This window comes from Flavobacterium tegetincola DSM 22377 (assembly GCF_000425485.1).
Taxonomy (GTDB): Bacteria; Bacteroidota; Bacteroidia; order Flavobacteriales; family Flavobacteriaceae; genus Flavobacterium; species Flavobacterium tegetincola.
In genome coordinates this window covers 107,390-127,201 of the sequence record NZ_AUDN01000015.1, presented here as the reverse complement: position 1 = coordinate 127,201, position 19,812 = coordinate 107,390, and the positions used below count along the sequence as shown (strand labels likewise).

The window sequence follows — 19,812 nt, the reverse complement described above, 5'->3', positions numbered from 1 at the left end:
ATGAAAAATAAGACTATAGCACTAGTAATAGTGCAGCTGTCGCACCAATAGTAACTGAAAAATCTAATAGTCCAGAATCTAAAATGAGTAGTTTTGACTATGATGCTACCAAAAATATAGGACAAGTTTTTGTTACAAATAAGAAAGGAACCGCCCTTAAAGAAGCAAGTAATGAGCAATCAAAAATTTTAGATTATAGCGAATACGGCTCAAAATTAGACGTAATAGAAGAATTGGGCAATTGGCTTGCTATTAGAGAAAGAATAGGTAGAAATCATGTAAGGGATGATGGAACTAGAGTAGAAAGTTCTGGTTGGGAAAGAGTTTACGTAGCAAAAAACGACACAGGTGCTTTAGATGAAATACAGCTTACTGATGGTGATCTAAACATCATAACTTCTTTAAATGATAACGAAAACTCAGAATCTTTTGAAAAAGGGAAACCATTAAAAAAGTACCTCAAATTGGAGTTGATTGATCAATCGACTTTTGAAAGAATGAAAAATAATGCGGTAAGTTTTCTAAAAGCAGATACTACTACTTTTATCAAAAAGAATGGCATAATCATTTTACCCACTGCCAAAAAATCTATAAAAATTGTAGATAATCCAAGTGATAGCGACTCCAGAGAAGAATATAAATATAGAGGTCAAGTTGAATTTTTGAATCAATATTTAATTGAGGGTTCGTATTACGAAAGTTCAGATTTCACCTTTTTCGATAAAACAAATGGGAAAAGAAAGCAAACTTTTGATGAATATCCCTATATATCAGCAGATAAAAAAAACATCATCTGTATTTTTGGTAATCCGTACGATTCTACTTCAGATTTAGAACTTTACGCCATTACTAATCAGGAGATAAAACTAGTGATGGCGGCAAGCTTTATGAATTGGTTTCCTGATGCTATAAAGGTTAGTGATATTTTCTGGAGTACTGATGGGTACTTGTATATGCAAGTGATACATGCACAAGCAATGTGGGGAGAAACCAGCGACGAAAAACCTAAAAAGCAATATCTTAGAATTAAATTGATTTAAAAGTAATTAAAATGTTTAAAAAATTGACTTCTACCTCCTATTCCTACCTTTTCTAGCAATAGTAATGGCGCAAGTAAAAATACCGAAAGGCTATGCAGAATTAGAAGAAAGCCCAGCCAGTGGAAAAAAGATGAAGAAAATCTCGCTGATTTTTGATGACGATTTAAAAAAAGATGAGGTAGTAATTGTTAAGAATCAATCTGAGTTGTCAAATTACAAATTACTTCTTTTTCTCAGCAGTTTAAACAAAAAAGTTGAGATAGATTTGCCATCAGCAAACGATTATCAAATTTATTCAATTCCGTTAACGTATATAAATAATGTGCTACAATTCGGTTATTTCGAAAATGGAACTGCTGTTTTTGGGCGTTTTATAAAATTACGTTATGATTTATCATCAAAAAAAATTAAAGTGATTGGTTACGATTCGGGATATAAAGTTTCGCCAACGGAACATATTGACAAATCCTATAATCTGATCACTGGAAGTTATGCTGTGAAAAGAACTTACTATAAATCAGATGGTAAAACGTAAACGGAAAGTTTTACAGGGAAAGATCACCATTTTATAACTAAGGTATTTATTAATAATTTAGATTTAGAAATGTTTTCTAATTTAGACGATGTAGGGACTAAATATGAATAAGATTAAAGTAGAAAATATTTATTTTCAGGCACTAATTAATAAGAGTTCCTTCTCTTCAATTTTACTTTATATATGAAACTTATACAAATCATTTGCCTACTCCCTGTAACATCTTTATTAAGTATTTGCTCTAAACCAGAACAAATAGCAAAACAGCAAGTCGGTATTAGGTTGATAAATGCGAACACCTCTTCAACGATTTATTTGTATCAAAATGAAATTGATGCGAAACCTATAGACTCCATTAGCTTAAAAGTTAAAAATAATGGAAGCACTAAAATCGTGACTGCAATAGATTTAGAATCATACACTTTTTTGAAGGTAATTCTGATGATGAAGGAAATAAAAATATCAAAATGGGTTTGGTTCACTTTGGTCCAACCTTAAAATTTAGGGTGATTGATTCTACAAAAAATGCGGTTAAAATTATGATCAATCAGAAAACCTATGAATTTCATTTCTTAAAAAGAGATATTGAAAATTCCTATTACACTACCGAACAGCAACTTGAGAATAATAGTTGTACGGGTTGCCCGAATTTTAAATGCAACCTAAAATAGTACGTTTTGAGACTTGGGAGCTCTATTTAAAAAGAGTCTTATACCCCACACAGTAACAATTGAAACTTTATAATGATCCAAACGGTAAAATATTTTTCACAGAACCTACAAATAATTCGATTCCCTTCCGCATTTCTGAATTAAAGGGAGATTGCATAAAACTTGTAGAACCTTATGTTACTGCTGATAAAGTTTCTAAAATTAAAGGTTGAACGCAGTGGAAAAATAAAATAAATTGTTAATTGAAATTACAGCACAGTTATACGATTAATTTCTGACTTGGAAGTTTTTTGTAGCAGTGAACACAAGATTTATAAGCGTGTATCTTTTAGACTTTATCCCGGGTCTTCGCTTCCATATTGAAGTTTAAAGATTAGGTGATTTTCATCATAATACAATTTTAAATAATCAGATTCGCCTTTCCCAAGAACATAAACTACATTTTTTTCTGTTTGCTCATAATTTGGGATTTGAAATCTATCCCAAGATTTAACCATTTTTTTCAGGTTGAAATTCAATTCGAAAGTTTTAGGTAAAGTTTTCTCACAAGCCCAACCTTCTCCATCATTTTTAACGGTTAACTTTATGGTTTTATCTATGTGCGATTGGTTTAAATTGTTGATTTCCCCGTCTGTTGAACCGTCGCAACGGTTATCTTCGTGGTACACGAAAACCCACTCTTTAGCAAAAAACAAACTCAAGTCTTTTCCGTTTTCCAATTTTTCAACAAAGCGATGAGATAATGAATCAATAGAAATATCGCTCAATGAAACTGCATCATCTGTTTCTTTTAAATTAGATAACTTTTCTACTGCAATTTCTTTTGAGATACTATGCTGTTTAGTTTTATTATTTGTTTCTTTCTGTGTAGGATTTTGGCAGGAGAACAAAAATATTGAAAATACCACAATAAGACAGCTACATTTCATATTCATCATCATTTATTTAAAACCTTATTAATCATTTTATTTTTTCGTGATATACCTCTGTTTTTGCTGGTCATCATCTAAATTAATGAACCAATGGTAATGGAAAGAATCTAGATAATATTTAACTTTTTTGATGATTTTATAATCGGATGAAACCCAATACTCAAAACCAACACTATTTTTATCGCCCGCCGTTCTAACTAAATAATCGTCAACTTGATCGCCTGTAAAGTCAATCGTCTCTACACTATCAATAGTTTCCTTAATCATGTTCCGAAGCCGAGTGTCTATCGGAATACCTTTGGCTTTATTAAATGCAACAGCAGTAAAAAGGGGAACTGCCTCCGTTAATGCAGTATCAGTTTTAGTGTCCAAATCGTTTGTAGCAGTATCCGCCAATTCTATTTTGTCTTGTTTTTTATCCGTTTGTTTACATGATAAAATAGAAATGGAAAATAACAGACCGAGTACTAATAATTTTAAAGAAATTCGCACACGCTAAATAATAGTTAAGCCCAAAGTAATTAAATAAGCTTTCGGTAAATAGATAACGCCGGTTTTAGGATCAAAACTAAATCTGCTGTTTTCTTCTTCTTTTGGTATAATAGTCAATGTATGTTCTTTATCATTTAAATATAATCTTACACCAGCTTCCAACTCTAAAATTTGTTTGCTAATTTCTTCCGTCTCTTGTAATGCAAAAAGAGTTTTTCCATTTCCTAACTTTTCCGTGTAAAAAAATGGTTTAAATGGCTTTTTCTCTATTCTACTTGGCTCACCCGACCGTGTACTTACACCGGTTGGAGAACCCATTACCATTGGTGGTGCTGAATAATTATCATTAAAAGAAGAAGCTAAATTTTGCTTAACAATTTTAATACAATCATCTAGCAATTGTTCCTCAGTAGCTTTTGCCAGAACGAAAGTTTTTATCAAAACCAATTTACCGTCATATAAATTATGGGTATTGCCCTTTGTTAAAACTATAAAATCGAAGGGTGTTGGTTTATTAAAATCTTCTAAATTAATCAATTGAACATGTACTAAACCATCTTCCTTTTTTTGCTCTGGCTTTTTATACATCGTAATAAAGCTGTCGAAACTGTTTTTTACTAAACGTTTTAAACTTTCATTGTTCGCTAAAATAGTAGAAGTTTTTTTCGGCATTTCCTCTATTTTTGGTGGCAAAGGATTTCCTTTTTTATCATAAGAAGTACTTTTAGAAGAGGGCCTTTTTGGGTAATATTCTGCAATGATATAATTCCCAATATTTTTGAAATTCCAATATTCTTCGTCAAGGTTTATAATTTTGATTGATTCCTCGCTCAATAAAAATCTCTTTCCATTATTAAAAACTAAGCTATAAGGCACATCCTTAATTTTAACTTGATTGCTGAAAACATACTTAAAAAATTGTTTGTCGCCAGTTTTTGCATCGACAATAACGCTAGGTTTAGCTTCTAAACCCGTCAAATAAATTTGATTTTTAGCCACGATAATCGTCGAATTATCATAAATAGGCTTGATAATTTCATTTCCAGAAATATCTGTTACACCATGTTTTCCGCTGATGCTAAACGGGAAATAATTCTGTTGGGCATTCATTGAATAGAAGCCGATAATTAAGAGGATACAAAAAAAATATTTTTTCATCTAAAAGAAGGTTTATGACTCTGTTTATAAGTTTAACAAACATAAACTATTATATCTTTTCAAATGTTTACCAATTATTATTTGTACTGATTTTGTCAAAAACCGTTACAAATTTTGAATTATCTATTTAAAGGTTACTACTATTTTTAAAAAAATAAAGGTTAAAATATTGAAAGTGCATATCAAAATTTGAATTTAAGTTAAGTGATATTCTTGTAATTAAATTAATTATCAAATTCATATATTGCCTTTGAATACTGCTCTCCCTATTATGATAAGTAGCTAAAAAGAAAAGAAATTTCATTGTTGGAGTAGAATTTTAAATAATTAATCAGCCAGTTCATTTTCTTGAGCGAAAGTCTTAATATTCAATCAATTATTCTTATATTTGAGTACTTTGAATTTAAGTTATTGTATCCTATTAGAGAGGTGTCAGTCGAGGTGTCACTTGAATAAAGTACGTTGTCAAATATTGATTTTATTGGTATATTTTGAAGTAGACAAATCCCTTTTTCTCCGCACAAAAAATCCTAAACGGTAATAAAACCCTATAAATCTTATGACTTAAAGGTTTTTTCTTTTGCGGAAGTACCAAATAATGCAATCAATCTTAATTAATACGATGTTAAATCGAGACCCTAAAAAAGGATCAATGGATCAATCTTATAAATTGCGGATTCGGTACAGTATAGGACAATATGAATGGAACGAGAATGACCTTTCTTATTTGGTAGCCTGTCTCCGTTGATTATTAATTGATCCAAAACAAAAGTCAACTTGATTTTTTCAAATTTATCCTACACCAAGCCGTTCTTCAAATTAAATAACGCTCTTTCAAAGCCGTTCTCACGCAAAATTTCAATCGCTTTCTGACTTCGTACACCGGATTTACAAAACACCAAAAGGTTTTTATCCATAGGTAATTCCGTCCATCTTTCTTCTAATTCATCTAATGGGATGTGAATACTGTCTATTTTAATAACTTCTCGTTCTAGATAAGTACGCACGTCAAGCACATTGAAGTCAGCTGCATTTACTTTGTACTCTTCCAAACTTAATTCTATAACTTCTTTAGGCATACCACAAAAATGTTCGTAATCATCTGATAAAGCTGCAATTAATAGCTCCGTATTTTTCTCAAAATTAAACAGATTTTGTTTCATCGTAAGTGCATCAAAAGTCAACAACCTTCCCGATAAAACGTTGCCTATTCCTAAAATCATTTTCAAAACTTCATTTGCTTGAAAACAGCCTATAATTCCAGGTAAAACGCCTAAAACACCCACTTCAGCGCAATTCGGCATTGCATTTGGCTTGGGCGGATTTGGATACAAACAACGAAACGTCGGTCCTTGATTGTAATTAAAAACCGTTACTTGTCCGGTAAACGTGTAAATAGAACCAAATACGATGGGCTTATTCGTTAAAACCGCAGCGTCATTGATTAAATAACGTGTAGCAAAATTATCCGTTCCATCAGCAATGATGTCGTACTTTTCGAAAAGTGAAATGGCATTTTGTACAGACAAGCGTTCGGGATATATTTCAAAACAAACATGCGGATTCAAAAGTTCGAGTCGCCTAGCAGCTGATTCTGCTTTATTTCTGCCAATATCATTTTGCGTATAGAGAATTTGCCGTTGTAAATTGCTTTTTTCAACGGAATCATCATCTACGATTCCAAGCGTTCCTACTCCTGCCGCTGTCAGATACTGAAGTAATGGACAACCTAATCCGCCAGCTCCAATTACCAAGACTTTAGCGTTCTTAAGTTTTAATTGACCTAAACTACCTATTTCATCTAGCAGTAAATGACGGCTGTATTGCTCATGTTCTTCCTTTGATAAATTCATATTGGGTGATTTAAAATCCGATTGTAAAATTGCGGTCCCAATCTTTCCAAATCACATCGTAACCTTGTGAATGGATCATTTCCGTAATTTCAGCGGTACTTCGCTCATCGCAAATCTCAAATTGCTCAAGCGATTCTTTTTCCACCGTATAACCTCCTGGATTTGTTTTAGATTCGGCACTAATCGATGTAATACCTAATGGAATAATATGGTTTCTGAACACTTCACTTTCCCGAGTGGACATCGATAATTCAACATCTTCATCTAAAATGCGGTATGCACAAATGAGTTGAACTAAGTCGGCATCCGTCATTTCGACTTTGGGCTGTAATTCGCCTTCATGAGGCCGAAGTCGTGGGAATGAAATTGCATATTTTGTTTTCCAATACGTTTTCTGTAGGTACTTCAAATGCAAAGCCGTAAAAAAACTGTCCACGCGCCAGTCTTCCAAACCAAACAGCGCGCCAATTCCAATTTTGTGAATACCTGCTCTTCCCAATCGGTCTGGCGTTTCCAAACGGTAATCAAAATTCGATTTTTTACCTTTTGGATGATGCATTTTGTACGTCGCTTTATGGTAAGTTTCTTGATACACCAAAACGGCGTATAAACCCGCTTGCCTTAAAACTTCGTACTCCTCCTGTTCCAACGGTTGCACTTCTATACTAATGTTTGAAAAATAAGGTCGAATTAGAGCAATTGCATTTTTTAGGTAATCTATACCCACACTACGATTGGCTTCGCCCGTTACCAATAAAACATGGTCGTAGCCTAAACTTTTAATATGTTCGACTTCCTTCAAAATCTCGACATCCGTCAACGTTTTTCTCTTTATTTTATTATCCATACTAAAACCACAATATGTACAGATATTCTGACATTCGTTTGACAAATAAAGCGGAATATACATTTGGATCGTAGTTCCAAAGCGTTTCTTAGTAAGTGCATTACTTCGTTGAGCCATTTCCTCAATAAAAGGTTTGGCAGCTGGAGCAATTAGCACTTTAAAATCTTCTAACGCAACTTTTTCTTTATCCAGAACAGCACGAACCTGTTCCGCTTCTACTGCATAAATCTCTTGTTCCAACGTATTCCAATCGTAACTTTCGAATACATTTTTAAAACTAGACATTTAGAAAAGAGGTTAGTGGACTACTTGCTTCAGCTTGTTTCCGAACTGGGGCTAGCTTGGCTAAATAAGCCATTCTTCCCGCTTCCACAGCTTTCTTAAAAGCAATTGCCATGGCAACTGGATTTTGAGAAACTGCAATTGCCGTATTGACCAACACAGCATCAGCACCTAATTCCATTGCAAAAGCTGCATGAGAGGGTGCGCCAATTCCCGCATCAACAATTACCGGCACGTTACTTTGTTCAATTATAATTTCTAAAAAATCCACCGTTCGCAGACCTTTGTTACTCCCAATTGGAGCTCCCAACGGCATCACACATTGGACACCAACGTCTTCCAATCGCTTGCAGATCACAGGATCAGCATGGATGTACGGCATTACTACAAAACCCAATTGGATCAATTCCTCTGCAGCTTTTAACGTTTCAATTGGATCGGGTAGTAAATACCGCGGATCTGGATGGATTTCTAATTTTATCCAATTTGTTTCCAAAGCTTCCCGAGCCAGCTGTGCTGCAAAAACAGCTTCTTTTGCCGTTCGTACACCAGAAGTATTGGGTAATAACTGAATATGATTTGCTGATAAGTGCGTCAAAATAGCATCTGAATCATCCTTCAGTTCAACGCGTTTTAAAGCGACAGTGACCAACTCACTTTCCGAAGCGATCAATGCGTTGCGCATCATTACTGAATTGCTGAATTTTCCCGTGCCGGTAAACAACCTGGATTGAAAGGTTTTATCGGCAATTTTCAGTACGTCTTCCATAGCTTATTCAGGTTTATTATTTTTCCAAACTTCTTCCATATACTCATTGCCTTTCAACAGTTGATGCAGCTTGCTAACATTATTAAAGTTGGACGTTAGCATCGTTGAAGTGGCGATTCCGTAAATTCCCGTACGCACCAATTCGGATACATTTTCCAAGGTAATTCCGCCGATAGCAAAAATTGGTGTCTCCGTTTTTAATTCATCTAAAATTGCTTCATAGCCTTCCAATCCTAAAAGAGGTCCTAAATTCTGTTTCGTCGTGGTGAATTCAAAAGGGCCGAGACCAATGTAATCTACCCCTTTTTCTATTAATTTCTGGCATTCCTCTAAGGTATTTGCAGTTCCTCCTATTATGTAAAAGTCACCCAAATGAGATCGTGCTTCCAATGGATCACTGTCAGATTGACCTAAATGCACGCCGTCCGCTTTTACTTCTTTGGCAATTTTATAATTGTCATTAATAATTAAACGAGTTTGAAAATGTCCCGTAATTGTCCGTGCTTCTTTTGCAGCCGCTAAAAAAGATGCTTCCGAAACATCCTTCAAACGCAATTGAACTAATTCCGCACCCGCACTACAGGCTTTTTGAATGTTTTCTAAATGTTCTTTAATCGTAGTTCCTTGCGAAATGTATTGTAATTTGGGTATTGTCATTGTTGTGTTTTTTTATAGCATTGCCTTCTTTGGGAACGCTGGATAAGTATGAACTCCTAGTAAACTCAAATCTGAATTTAAGAAGCCTTCTGTATATTTTTTTGCATGAAAAGCTCCTTCTTCTATCGTTAATCCTAACGCAATTGCACTTGCCAAACTAGAGGATAGCACGCAACCACTGCCGTGCTTTTCACTTACGACTTCCGCCAAAGGTGGAATATTGAGTTGAATTATTTTATTGAAATATAAGAAATCCCAGCCTTTTTTATAAGTTCGATGACCTCCTTTTAAATAGATATTTGTTCTATCCGAAATGTATGCTATGGTTTCATCCACTGATTTATCTGGATATAAAGATTGTATTTCTTCATAGTTAGGTGTAACCATATAACAATCAGACAATACTTTGTCCAAAAAATCCAGTGATTCGCTATGATGAAAATCAAAACCTGAGCTTGCCTTCAAAACAGGGTCTAAAATAATTTTAATTTCAGAATTGAGTTTCCGCAATTGTTTGGTAATAATCGACAAGTTTTGCCAACTTTCAACGATACCTATTTTAACCACATCAAGCGGAAATCGTTCAAAAAGCAAATTTATTTGTGCGAGAATGACTTCTATAGAAATCCAGTCGCACTGTACAAAAGCAATGTCATTTTGAACCGTAATCGCTGTGCAAACTGAAAGTCCGTACAACCCATGCGCTTCAAAAGTTTTAATATCTGAAGTCAAACCTGCGCCACCACTTGGATCATGCCCGCCAATAGTAAGTATGTAATTTAACTTATTCAAAATACGTTTTCATTAGTTTAAATGTTTCCACAGGCGATTCTGAATGCCAAATACCGCCTAAAACGCCCACTCCCTTATAACCCAATGCTGTAAATTTGGATAAATTTTCTGCAGTGACACCTCCCATTCCAACAATTGTTTTTCTAATACCATTTACATCAAAGCCTTTTCCTTCATAGCCTACTTTTGAAATGGATGAAAAAATTGGACTCAACAAGTGGTAATCAAACTCAAACGTTGCATTTTCTATATCTTGTGGGTGATGAAAGGACGAACTAATTGTTTTGCCAAACATATTTAACTTCATAAAATAAACACTCGGAACTTCTAAATGCAACGCTCTAGCAGCTTCTTGGAAATGAATCCCTTTTAATGGAAAAACATTGATCAATTCATGAAAATAATGCACTACAATTCGGGTGTGAAATTGCGGATCAATTTGATTTAAAAAAGCCACATGTTCATCATATTTCTTATTTGGTTTTCTCAAATGATAATACTCTAAACCTTCTTCAAATAGTTGGTGCAGGAGTTCAATTTCATTGGGAATATCATTTTCGGGCGAAAGGACTACTATCATTTTAGTTTATTTTAAAAATATTTAGTTATGTGTTACAAATATACTTCGGAACCTTTGTCCTTAAACTCTTTTGATTTACTTTGCATGCCTTTTTGAATCACCTCATTGTCCACGATATCATTTGCAGCAGCAAAGTCCCTTACTTCTTGTGAAATTTTCATCGAGCAGAATTTGGGCCCACACATCGAACAAAAATGCGCAACTTTAGCACCATCAGCTGGCAAAGTTTCGTCATGATACTCTAGAGCGCGTTCTGGATCCAATCCTAAATTAAATTGATCTTCCCATCTAAATTCAAACCGAGCCATACTCAAAGCATTATCACGATGTTGAGATCCCGGATGTCCTTTTGCTAGATCTGCGGCATGGGCGGCTAATTTATAGGTCACCACACCTACCCGAACATCTTCTTTATTGGGCAATCCCAGATGTTCTTTGGGAGTTACGTAACACAACATCGCGCAACCGTACCAACCAATCATCGCTGCTCCAATTCCGGATGTAATGTGGTCGTAACCCGGTGCGATATCTGTGGTCAGTGGTCCTAAAGTATAGAAAGGTGCTTCGTCGCAGACTTCCATTTGGCGTTCCATATTTTCTTTGATCATGTGCATCGGAACGTGACCTGGACCTTCAATAAAACACTGCACTTCATGTTTGCGTGCAATTTTTGTCAATTCGCCTAAAGTTTCCAGTTCGGCAAACTGCGCTTCATCATTGGCATCCGCTACAGAACCCGGTCGTAAACCATCACCTAGCGAAAAAGCCACATCGTATTGCTTTAGAATTTCGCAAATGTCCTCAAAATGCGTGTATAAAAAACTTTCCTTATGGTGTGCCAAACACCATTTGGCCATAATAGAACCGCCACGCGACACAATTCCCGTTACTCTATTTGCCGTCATCGGAATATAGCGCAATAAAACTCCCGCATGAATGGTAAAATAATCCACCCCTTGTTCTGCTTGTTCGATTAAGGTATCGCGAAAAATTTCCCACGTCAAATCTTCAGCAACTCCGTTTACCTTTTCTAATGCTTGATAAATAGGAACAGTTCCAACCGGCACGGGCGAATTTCGAATAATCCACTCGCGCGTTTCGTGAATATTCTGTCCAGTGGATAAATCCATAATATTGTCGGCTCCCCATCGGCATGCCCAGACTGCTTTTTCAACTTCTTCTTCGATGGAAGACATTACCGCCGAATTACCTATATTAGCATTGATTTTCACTAAAAAATTCCGACCTAGAATCATCGGTTCAGCTTCAGGATGGTTGATATTTGAAGGAATTACCGCACGGCCTCGCGCCACTTCTGAGCGGACAAATTCGGGCGTGATTTTCGCAGGAATAGATGCACCAAAATGTTGACCGGGATGTTGCTTTCTAATTTCGGTCATCTCATCAATGCGCTGGTTTTCCCGAATGGCAATGTATTCCATTTCAGGCGTGATGATTCCCTTTTTAGCATAATGCAGTTGAGTCACGTTCTGCCCTTTTTTAGCACGCAAGGGTTTATTCAACAACGAAAAACGCATGTGATCTAAGGTTTTATCATTCAATCGCTCGTTGCAATAGTTTGATGAAAAACCATCTAAACGCTCTACATCACCACGATTTATAATCCAAGATTCTTTTATACGCTCTATTCCGGCATGCACATTAACCGTTTTGTTTGGATCAGTGTAGGGTCCGGAAGTATCGTAAACGGTGACGGGTTCATTAGGCGTTTTCTTTTTGGTCATGGAATCTGTAGTGTCGCTTAAGTGAATTTCACGCATTGCGACTCTAATTTGCGGATGCAAAATTCCAGGAACGTAGATTTTTTTGGAATTGGGAAAAGGATTTCTGGTAATTTGCCCTTCCTTAGGAGCGGTGTCTTTGGTTTTCATTGTAATGTATGATTTTGTAGTTGAAAGATTTAAATTGCAGTAACTATCAGCCACCTTGGGTAGCTGTAATAATTATAAGTTTATCATTAATTGATAAGGTTGTAGCAGACCACCGCGATTTTGGTACTATATTTTCATTAACGGCAATAGCAATTCCTTCTTCTGAAATATTAAGTTGTTGCAGTACCTGCAAAAGAGTAAATTCCTTGTGGATTTCTAAAATTTGGTCGTTGACGCGAATCGTTATCATTTTATAGTATTTAAAAATAAACTGAAAACGGGAAATTTTAAAAGAGAAATAACGATGAAATGAACTTACATTTTTAGGAAATGTACGTTTATGAAAAGACGTGTAAACATCTATATAGATGTTGTCAACTTTTCCCTTCGCTGGTATTAGCCATGTCAGGTTCAAAGGGTCTTTCTCAGATCTAAAAATTTTTAGAACACCCCTAAAGTTTATGCCACAAAAATAAGTTAAAAGATGACATAAGCAAAAGTTTGCGCGATTTTAACAAATACATGTTGCACCAAAGATTATTTAATCCTAACTAATACAAACTTAATAAGACGTATAAAGTTTTTAAATTGGATTGAGTGTTGAAATAATTGAATTAAATAGATCTTATAGTGAATTAATATAAAATTAAACGAGACTAGCATCTATTAATTTCGCATCAAATAAGGACTGATGTAATATCCTTTTACAATACAAAATAAATATATTCAGCGTTAAATATATGGCAATAAAAATATATCAGTTTTTACATAACTATTCTTTCAATTTAATTCCAGCATTCATTTGCACAAATTGCTTTATTAGACTAAAATTAAAACACTATTTATTACAAATATTTCTTAAGATTTGTGAGTAATTAATATATTTCACTATTGCATTTCAAATCATTAAACGATATATTTGAAAACTAAAACTTAGAGCATGTACACCACCATTATTGCTGACGATGACATTATACAACGGACAATAATTAAAAAATTAATAGAGGACAATTATCCTCGACTGCAAATTGTGGCAGAAGTGGGTGGTGCAACTGAACTTATTGAAGCATCCAATAATTACCGACCGCATTTGCTACTGTTAGATATCAATCTTGGATCTGATGAAATTTTTGACTACCTCAATCAACTCGAAACGGAACCAATTATTATTTTTATCAGTTCTGAAAAACGATTTGCTGTAGATGCCTTTCGCTTTAACGCATTAGATTTTATACCTAAGCCGCTAGATAAAATTGTATTTGATTCGGCAATTAATAAAGTACTCACCAAGCTCGATTTAGATTTTTCCAAAAGCGAAGCGGTAATTAATTTAAATTATTTAGTAATCCCTTCTAATCAAGGTTATGATATAGTTAATCTTGAAGAAGTTATATCCATTACTTCAGAAGGTAGAGCTACATTATTTGTTACAACAGATGATAGAAAGATACTTTCGTATAAAAATTTAGCACAATATGAATACCTAATATATAAGTATCCTCTTTTTATTAAAATAAGTCGATCTAGTGTGATCAATTTTAAATTTGTCAAGAGAATTATTAGGGATTCTGGTATGTTCTGTGAACTCACAAATGGAGAAATTGTGCCCGTTTCAAGACGGAAAACGAATGACTTTAAAATTTTTCTAAATAATTTACAGTAAAGCGATTACTGTTTGCCACTACCGTTCATGACCTAGAATAACACAGTGATTGACAAAAAACCACCTTTCATGACAAATACTTGCATTTTTATTGTGCTAAATATATGATTTATTGGGAAAAATATGAATTTATTATATCAAAACTAATGTTAAATTCAATTATAATAAGTACTTTTGTATCATATTTTACTATTAATAAAATTTATTGCTCATGAAAATTAACAAAAAAATCTGGATATTTGGCTCACTGCTGATGCTTAATTCACTTGTTACGATTGCACAAACATTTGACAATACAACGCCAGCGGAAGAGGGAGATAGAAATTTTACACCAGTTGGACCTGAGCCACCACCACAAGCTGATATTAATCAGTATTTGATTTTTGGTTTAATGATCGCCATTGGTTTAGCATTTGTTTATTTCTATAAGATGAATAGAAAATTACAGAATACGAGTGATATTAATCTTTAAAACATAACATTTGAAAACAATTACTTTAAAATCGAAAGCAGCATTAATTCGGTCTCCTCGGATTTTAATGCTAGTTTCATTATTTACGTGCGGAGCCAGTTTTGCTCAACTGCAAAATAACGGTATTTTATTTGTCCGTGATAATGGAATTTTAAGTTTGAAAACTGGAAATTATGGTTTTGGAACAAACAGTGGGACATTATCAAAGACGACTAGAACAGGTACAACGTACGGAAAGATCGTTTTTGGAGCAGCTGCAACCTCTTCTGGAGCAACAAATGCGCATTTTCTTGATGGTTACGGTAGAACATTGAGTACTGCACCTTTCACAATGAATGTTGGACAAGACGGTGTACTAGCACCAGTTAGAATTCAAGCTTCAACTGCAACATTACAAGGTGTAGATGCAGCATTTTACAAACAAGATCCTAACGATATAAACACCAATACTTTATCAGCTGGCGTAGTATCAATTTCTAGCAGTGAATATTGGGACATATTAGGAGTCACTTCTAAAATAGCACTAAGTTATAGAGCAGCAACAGTTGCTGGTTTATCTAATTTAGACTACACAATTGTTGGTTTAAATAAGCTTTCATCTCAATGGGAAGTTATTCCTTCTACTATTGACGTAGCAGCTTCATCTATTTCTGGTACTGAAAGTACAGCAACTTTAGGATCTGTATCCTCTACTAACAATGTAGACTTTGGTTTGTACCGCTATTTCACAATCGGATCTAAGGTATTACCTTGTCAGCCACTTACAGATAGTAATGGCATAATTAAGACTTGGAATGGATCTGCTTGGTCAGGTAATGGACTTCCACCAACTGATGAAAATCCAGTTATTATTGCAGGAGCATATAATGCTGGTTCATTTACATGTAATAGTTTAATTGTAAATGCAGATGTAACACTTGATGACGGTCAATTTATAGATTGTGTAAATGGAGCGACCACAACTAATAATGCAAAAATAATTATTTCTAGTACGGCAAATTTCGTACAAAGGAATAATGATATCTATCAAGCCCCAGCACCTTCTATTATACTTACAAAGCGTACACGAGAAATGCGCAGATTTGATTACATCTATTGGGGAACACCTATTAGTGGCAATTTCATATCACAAATTGCAGGAGCAAGAATTGTTGGTGAAACGGGAGATGCAGTTCCTAATGTAGGAGCCTTCGATTTACTATACAAGTACAATTCCGGCTTAGCAATAGGTCAGTCTGGTTGGGTTTCATTAGATGCAACTACAACTGGTAGAGGATATATTTCAAGAGTGAAACAACAAGGACCATTAGCTGATCAAACTCAATTGAGAGCAATTGATATGAAGTTTGAAGGTACTGCTAACAATGGTGACATTACAGTAGAAATTAAAAATAATGCTTCTAGTCCTAATTCAGGAAATAGTCATAATTTATTAGCCAATCCATATCCTTCAGCAATTGATGCAGATCGATTTTTGATCGAAAACACGAATCTCGATGGTGTTATTTATCTGTGGAAACAGCAACAAAATTACCCAGGTACTGGTTTTTACCAACAAGCGGATTATGTAGCGTATACAAGATTGGGTAGTACAACCTTAGCGAGTCCTGTACTTATACCTGGAGGAACTACACCGGTAATTCCGATCGATCCTAAGTATGGAAAGATTGCATCTGGTCAAGGTTTTAAAGTTAAATCTTTAGTTACCAATGGAACCGCTATTTTCAATAACTGTATGCGTCTTTTGGACGACAACAATCAGTTTACAAGAAATGCAAATGAAGTAATCGACAGTTATAAAGTAACAATGTCTGGTCCTAATGGAGTATCTAGTACAATGTTAGTTGGTTATACACCAGAAACTACTATTGCATACGATAGAATGTATGATGCAACGACAAACTCTGTTTCTACAGCACAAGTCTTTACATTATTAGACAATACAGATATCAAATTAGCAATTAATGCAAGACCATCCTTTGATGATACAGACGTTGTTAATATGGGATTATTGAAAAACAACACTTATGCCGAAACGTTTGTTTTCACAATAGAAGATAAAGAAGGTGTATTTAACACAACAGATGTGAATGTTTACATTCACGATAAAGTGCAGAATACTTACCATAATTTAAACAACGGTAGTTTTTCATTTACTACGACTTCTGCAAACGTTCTTAATAGATTTGAATTAGTATATCAAAATGACAGTACGTTGTCTAATCCTGATTTTGTTACTGCTCAGACATTTGTAACACTTAACGATAACACATTCAAAGTAAGTTCATCAAAAGAAATTTCAGATATTGCTATCTATGATATCGCAGGACGTTTGATCTCTACTTACAATGGTGTTAAAAATGTTACATTTGCTACAGCTTTTAACAGAGTTGAAGGAGTTTACATTGCAAAAATTAACTTAACAGACGGAACGATTGTTACTGAGAAATTAATCAATAAGTAATAATTTCCCATAAAGGTTTGACCAGTAATCAGCTTCAAAACTGCCCTGATCGAAACTAACAAATACTTAGCGGCTATTTAGTCGCAAACAAAAAAGTCCAATGTTCTCAACAGAACATTGGACTTTTTAATTATAAGCATTTTTGCTATTTCCTATCTTTCTTAAAAAGACACCACAGCAACTCTGCATTGTCAATAGTGAAATTCATTTTTTGAAAATATCCCTCCTACTATTGCTTGATTACTAGGCTGTACATTCAGACTTACTCTGTCAGAAATTTAAAGAAAACTTTTCTACTGCATTTGGGAGAACTAACCGTTCAAAAGTAACTCCGTTAACTGACGATAAACATCCTTTTTCAAAAAACAGTACTCAAGCACACTAGACTCAAAGTATGTAAAATTTTATATTATTTTTACATTCAAAATAAACATTTATTTAAGTTTACAAAACAATTCATAAAAGTTGTTTAACATTAAATAATTTCTACCGTACTTCGTAACAAACTTTGTAACTTTGAACCCAAGCAAATTCGCTATTACACATGATTTCGATAACCGAAAAAACACTTGACGATTTACAATTTCCGACAATATTAGAGACCATAGCATCACATTGTGTCACAGATATTGGAAAAGAAAAAGCACATCAAATATTACCGTTTCACAACAAAAAAGTTTTGATGAATGCACTGATGCAGACGTCAGAATATGTTGCCTCCTACTCCAATAACAATTTCATCCCCAATCACGGTTTTGATGCAATTCACCACGAAATAAAATTTCTTGGCATTCAAAATAGCGCTTTAGAAGTGGGTAGTTTTCGGAAAATTGCAGCTCTATCTGAAACTTGTAATGTCTTGCTTTTATTCTTTAAGAAGTTTGACGATTATTACCCTCATTTAAACGAGAAAGCATCAGCCGTTGAGTACACAAAAGATATCCTAAAATCTATTGAGGAAATAGTTGATAAACATGGAGAAGTAAAGAACAATGCATCCGTTGATTTATTAGAAATTCGGAAACAAATCAATGTAGTTCGTGGTAAAGTAAACCAAAGTTTTGGCGCAGCATTATCGCAATACAATGGATTGGGCTACTTGGACGATATCAAAGAAAGTTTCGTTGAAAACCGTCGCGTTTTAGCGGTCTTAGCTATGTACAGGAGAAAAGTGAAAGGATCCATTTTAGGTAGTTCAAAAACAGGTAGTATTGCCTACATTGAACCTGAAGCCACTCTCAATTACTCAAGAGAACTAACTAATCTTGAATATGAGGAAAAAGAGGAAGTAAAAAGAATTTTAAAGTATTTAACTGAAATTGTACGTCCCTTTTTACCTTTGTTAATTGATTATCAAAACTTTCTTTCAGATATCGACGTTATTTCTGCGAAAGCAAAATATGCCAATCGCATAAGCGGTATTCTGCCTTTAATAACTGAAAATAGACGTGTCTTTTTTAAAGATGCCTTCCACCCTATCTTATATTTGAACAATAAACAAAAGCAGGAAAAGACACATCCACAAACTTTTGAATTTACGCAAGAAAGCAGAATTATTGTAATCTCAGGGCCAAATGCTGGAGGTAAAACCATCTCTTTAAAAACAGTTGGATTACTCCAATTGATGCTACAAAGTGGTATGTTAATTCCAGTACATGAACGAAGCGAAACGTTCCTTTTTGATCGGATCTTGACGGATATTGGCGACAATCAATCGATAGAAAATCACTTGAGTACGTACAGCTATCGCTTGAAAAACATGAATTATTTCTTAAAGAAATGCAATAACAAAACGCTTTTCTTAATCGATGAATTTGGTACTGGTTCTGATCCAGAACTGGGAGGTGCTTTGGCAGAAATATTTTTAGAAGAATTTTACCACCGGGAAGCTTTTGGTATTATAACAACACATTATTCAAATCTAAAAATATTAGCCAACGAATTGCCTTTTACCCAAAATGCCAATATGCTTTTTGACGAAAAAACGTTAGAACCGTTGTATAAACTAGTTTTAGGCCAAGCAGGAAGTTCATTTACCTTTGAAGTGGCGCAGAAAAATGGAATTCCGTTTGGACTCATCAATCGTGCAAAAAAGAAAATTGAAGTTGGAAAAGTTCGTTTTGACAAAACCATTGCAACGCTTCAAAAGGAACGCTCTAAGCTAGAAAAAACTTCAAGCAGCCTAAAAGAAGAGGAAACTAAGGCAAGAGAAGAAAGTAAAAAGTTAGAGTCAACTAATGCTAAAATAAAGCAAAAACTAGAAAGTTACCAAGAATTGTACGATAGTAATCAAAAGTCTATCTACTTAGGACAAAAAGTCAATGAATTGGCCCACAAGTATTTCAATAATAAGAACAAGAAGGAACTTGTTGGTGAGTTAATGAAAATGGTGGAAATAGAAAATTCTAAAAGAGTTAAAACAACTGCTAAAGAAATAAAAGTTATTGAACAAAAAAAGAAGGAAGTTGTTCAAGAGGTAGCAGTTCAAGTGGAAGAAATTAGACAAGAGAAAAAAGAGAAGAAGATCAAAGCAGCTTTAGTACCCGAAAAAGCAAAGGTAACGCTGAAAGTTGGAGACAGAGTACGAATGCACGATGGAAAAGCAATTGGTACAATTGATAAAATTGAACGTAAAAAAGCGGTAGTCAATTATGGCGTTTTTACTTCAAACGTAGCCCTAGATTTATTAGAACTTGTAGAAGCTAAAAAATAA

Annotated in this window: 18 protein-coding genes and 1 riboswitch; of the genes, 7 read left to right on the top strand and 11 right to left on the bottom strand. The window is 34.5% G+C overall.

Annotated elements, in window-relative coordinates; translation table 11 throughout:
• Positions 1 to 83 precede the first annotated feature (83 nt).
• The 3 genes from H602_RS0103545 (at position 84) to H602_RS0103535 (ending at position 2,073) form a co-directional block, all read left to right on the top strand.
• A complete protein-coding gene (locus H602_RS0103545) occupies positions 84 to 1,040 on the top strand; it encodes a hypothetical protein (RefSeq protein WP_026976777.1) in 957 nt (318 codons plus the stop codon).
• A gap of 64 nt (positions 1,041 to 1,104) precedes the next feature.
• Positions 1,105 to 1,575, top strand: coding sequence for a hypothetical protein (locus H602_RS0103540; RefSeq protein ID WP_026976776.1), 471 nt, complete (start codon positions 1,105 to 1,107; stop codon positions 1,573 to 1,575).
• Between the two features lie 183 nt (positions 1,576 to 1,758).
• Positions 1,759 to 2,073 (top strand): hypothetical protein, encoded by a 315-nt coding sequence (locus tag H602_RS0103535; RefSeq protein ID WP_026976775.1) that lies wholly within the window; start codon positions 1,759 to 1,761, stop codon positions 2,071 to 2,073.
• 508 nt (positions 2,074 to 2,581) lie between these two features.
• Here H602_RS0103535 and H602_RS0103525 read toward each other — a convergent pair.
• The 11 genes from H602_RS0103525 to thiS all read right to left on the bottom strand — a co-directional run bounded on the left by H602_RS0103525 (position 2,582) and on the right by thiS (position 12,750).
• Positions 2,582 to 3,175, bottom strand: coding sequence for a hypothetical protein (locus H602_RS0103525; protein WP_026976774.1), 594 nt, complete (start codon positions 3,173 to 3,175; stop codon positions 2,582 to 2,584).
• A gap of 36 nt (positions 3,176 to 3,211) precedes the next feature.
• Entirely contained in the window at positions 3,212 to 3,670 is a 459-nt protein-coding gene (locus tag H602_RS0103520; RefSeq protein ID WP_026976773.1) for a hypothetical protein, read from the bottom strand.
• A 3-nt stretch (positions 3,671 to 3,673) separates the two neighbouring features.
• The gene (locus tag H602_RS0103515; protein WP_157504851.1) at positions 3,674 to 4,669 is read right to left on the bottom strand and encodes a hypothetical protein; all 996 of its coding nucleotides are present in this window, start codon (positions 4,667 to 4,669) and stop codon (positions 3,674 to 3,676) included.
• A 956-nt stretch (positions 4,670 to 5,625) separates the two neighbouring features.
• Entirely contained in the window at positions 5,626 to 6,681 is a 1,056-nt protein-coding gene (moeB, locus tag H602_RS0103510) for a molybdopterin-synthase adenylyltransferase MoeB (protein WP_026976771.1), read from the bottom strand.
• 10 nt (positions 6,682 to 6,691) lie between these two features.
• Positions 6,692 to 7,813, bottom strand: coding sequence for a 2-iminoacetate synthase ThiH (gene thiH / locus H602_RS0103505; RefSeq protein ID WP_026976770.1), 1,122 nt, complete (start codon positions 7,811 to 7,813; stop codon positions 6,692 to 6,694).
• Positions 7,806 to 8,579, bottom strand: a complete 774-nt coding sequence (locus H602_RS0103500) for a thiazole synthase (RefSeq protein WP_026976769.1) — start codon at positions 8,577 to 8,579, stop codon at positions 7,806 to 7,808. Before H602_RS0103500 ends, thiH begins: the two co-directional genes overlap by 8 nt.
• 3 nt (positions 8,580 to 8,582) lie before the next feature.
• Positions 8,583 to 9,236, bottom strand: a complete 654-nt coding sequence (gene thiE, locus H602_RS0103495; protein WP_026976768.1) for a thiamine phosphate synthase — start codon at positions 9,234 to 9,236, stop codon at positions 8,583 to 8,585.
• A 12-nt stretch (positions 9,237 to 9,248) separates the two neighbouring features.
• Positions 9,249 to 10,028, bottom strand: coding sequence for a hydroxymethylpyrimidine/phosphomethylpyrimidine kinase (locus H602_RS0103490; protein WP_026976767.1), 780 nt, complete (start codon positions 10,026 to 10,028; stop codon positions 9,249 to 9,251).
• Entirely contained in the window at positions 10,021 to 10,608 is a 588-nt protein-coding gene (locus H602_RS0103485; RefSeq protein WP_026976766.1) for a thiamine phosphate synthase, read from the bottom strand. The genes H602_RS0103490 and H602_RS0103485 overlap by 8 nt, the downstream gene beginning before the upstream one ends.
• Positions 10,609 to 10,640: 32 nt before the next feature.
• A complete protein-coding gene (gene thiC / locus H602_RS0103480) occupies positions 10,641 to 12,500 on the bottom strand; it encodes a phosphomethylpyrimidine synthase ThiC (RefSeq protein ID WP_026976765.1) in 1,860 nt (619 codons plus the stop codon).
• A gap of 46 nt (positions 12,501 to 12,546) precedes the next feature.
• On the bottom strand, positions 12,547 to 12,750 hold the full coding sequence (gene thiS / locus H602_RS0103475) for a sulfur carrier protein ThiS (RefSeq protein WP_026976764.1): 204 nt from the start codon (positions 12,748 to 12,750) through the stop codon (positions 12,547 to 12,549).
• Between the two features lie 115 nt (positions 12,751 to 12,865).
• Positions 12,866 to 12,964: riboswitch (TPP riboswitch) on the bottom strand.
• A gap of 476 nt (positions 12,965 to 13,440) precedes the next feature.
• Here thiS and H602_RS0103470 point away from each other — a divergent pair.
• The 4 genes from H602_RS0103470 to H602_RS0103455 all read left to right on the top strand — a co-directional run bounded on the left by H602_RS0103470 (position 13,441) and on the right by H602_RS0103455 (position 19,812).
• Complete coding sequence (locus H602_RS0103470; protein WP_026976763.1) at positions 13,441 to 14,163, top strand: LytR/AlgR family response regulator transcription factor; 723 nt, start codon at positions 13,441 to 13,443, stop codon at positions 14,161 to 14,163.
• 211 nt (positions 14,164 to 14,374) lie between these two features.
• Complete coding sequence (locus H602_RS0103465) at positions 14,375 to 14,635, top strand: hypothetical protein (RefSeq protein WP_026976762.1); 261 nt, start codon at positions 14,375 to 14,377, stop codon at positions 14,633 to 14,635.
• Positions 14,636 to 14,645: 10 nt separating this feature from the next.
• On the top strand, positions 14,646 to 17,099 hold the full coding sequence (locus H602_RS0103460) for a T9SS type A sorting domain-containing protein (RefSeq protein WP_026976761.1): 2,454 nt from the start codon (positions 14,646 to 14,648) through the stop codon (positions 17,097 to 17,099).
• A gap of 544 nt (positions 17,100 to 17,643) precedes the next feature.
• Positions 17,644 to 19,812 carry an endonuclease MutS2 gene (locus H602_RS0103455; protein WP_026976760.1) on the top strand — a complete coding sequence of 723 codons (2,169 nt, stop codon included), beginning with the start codon at positions 17,644 to 17,646 and terminating at the stop codon, positions 19,810 to 19,812.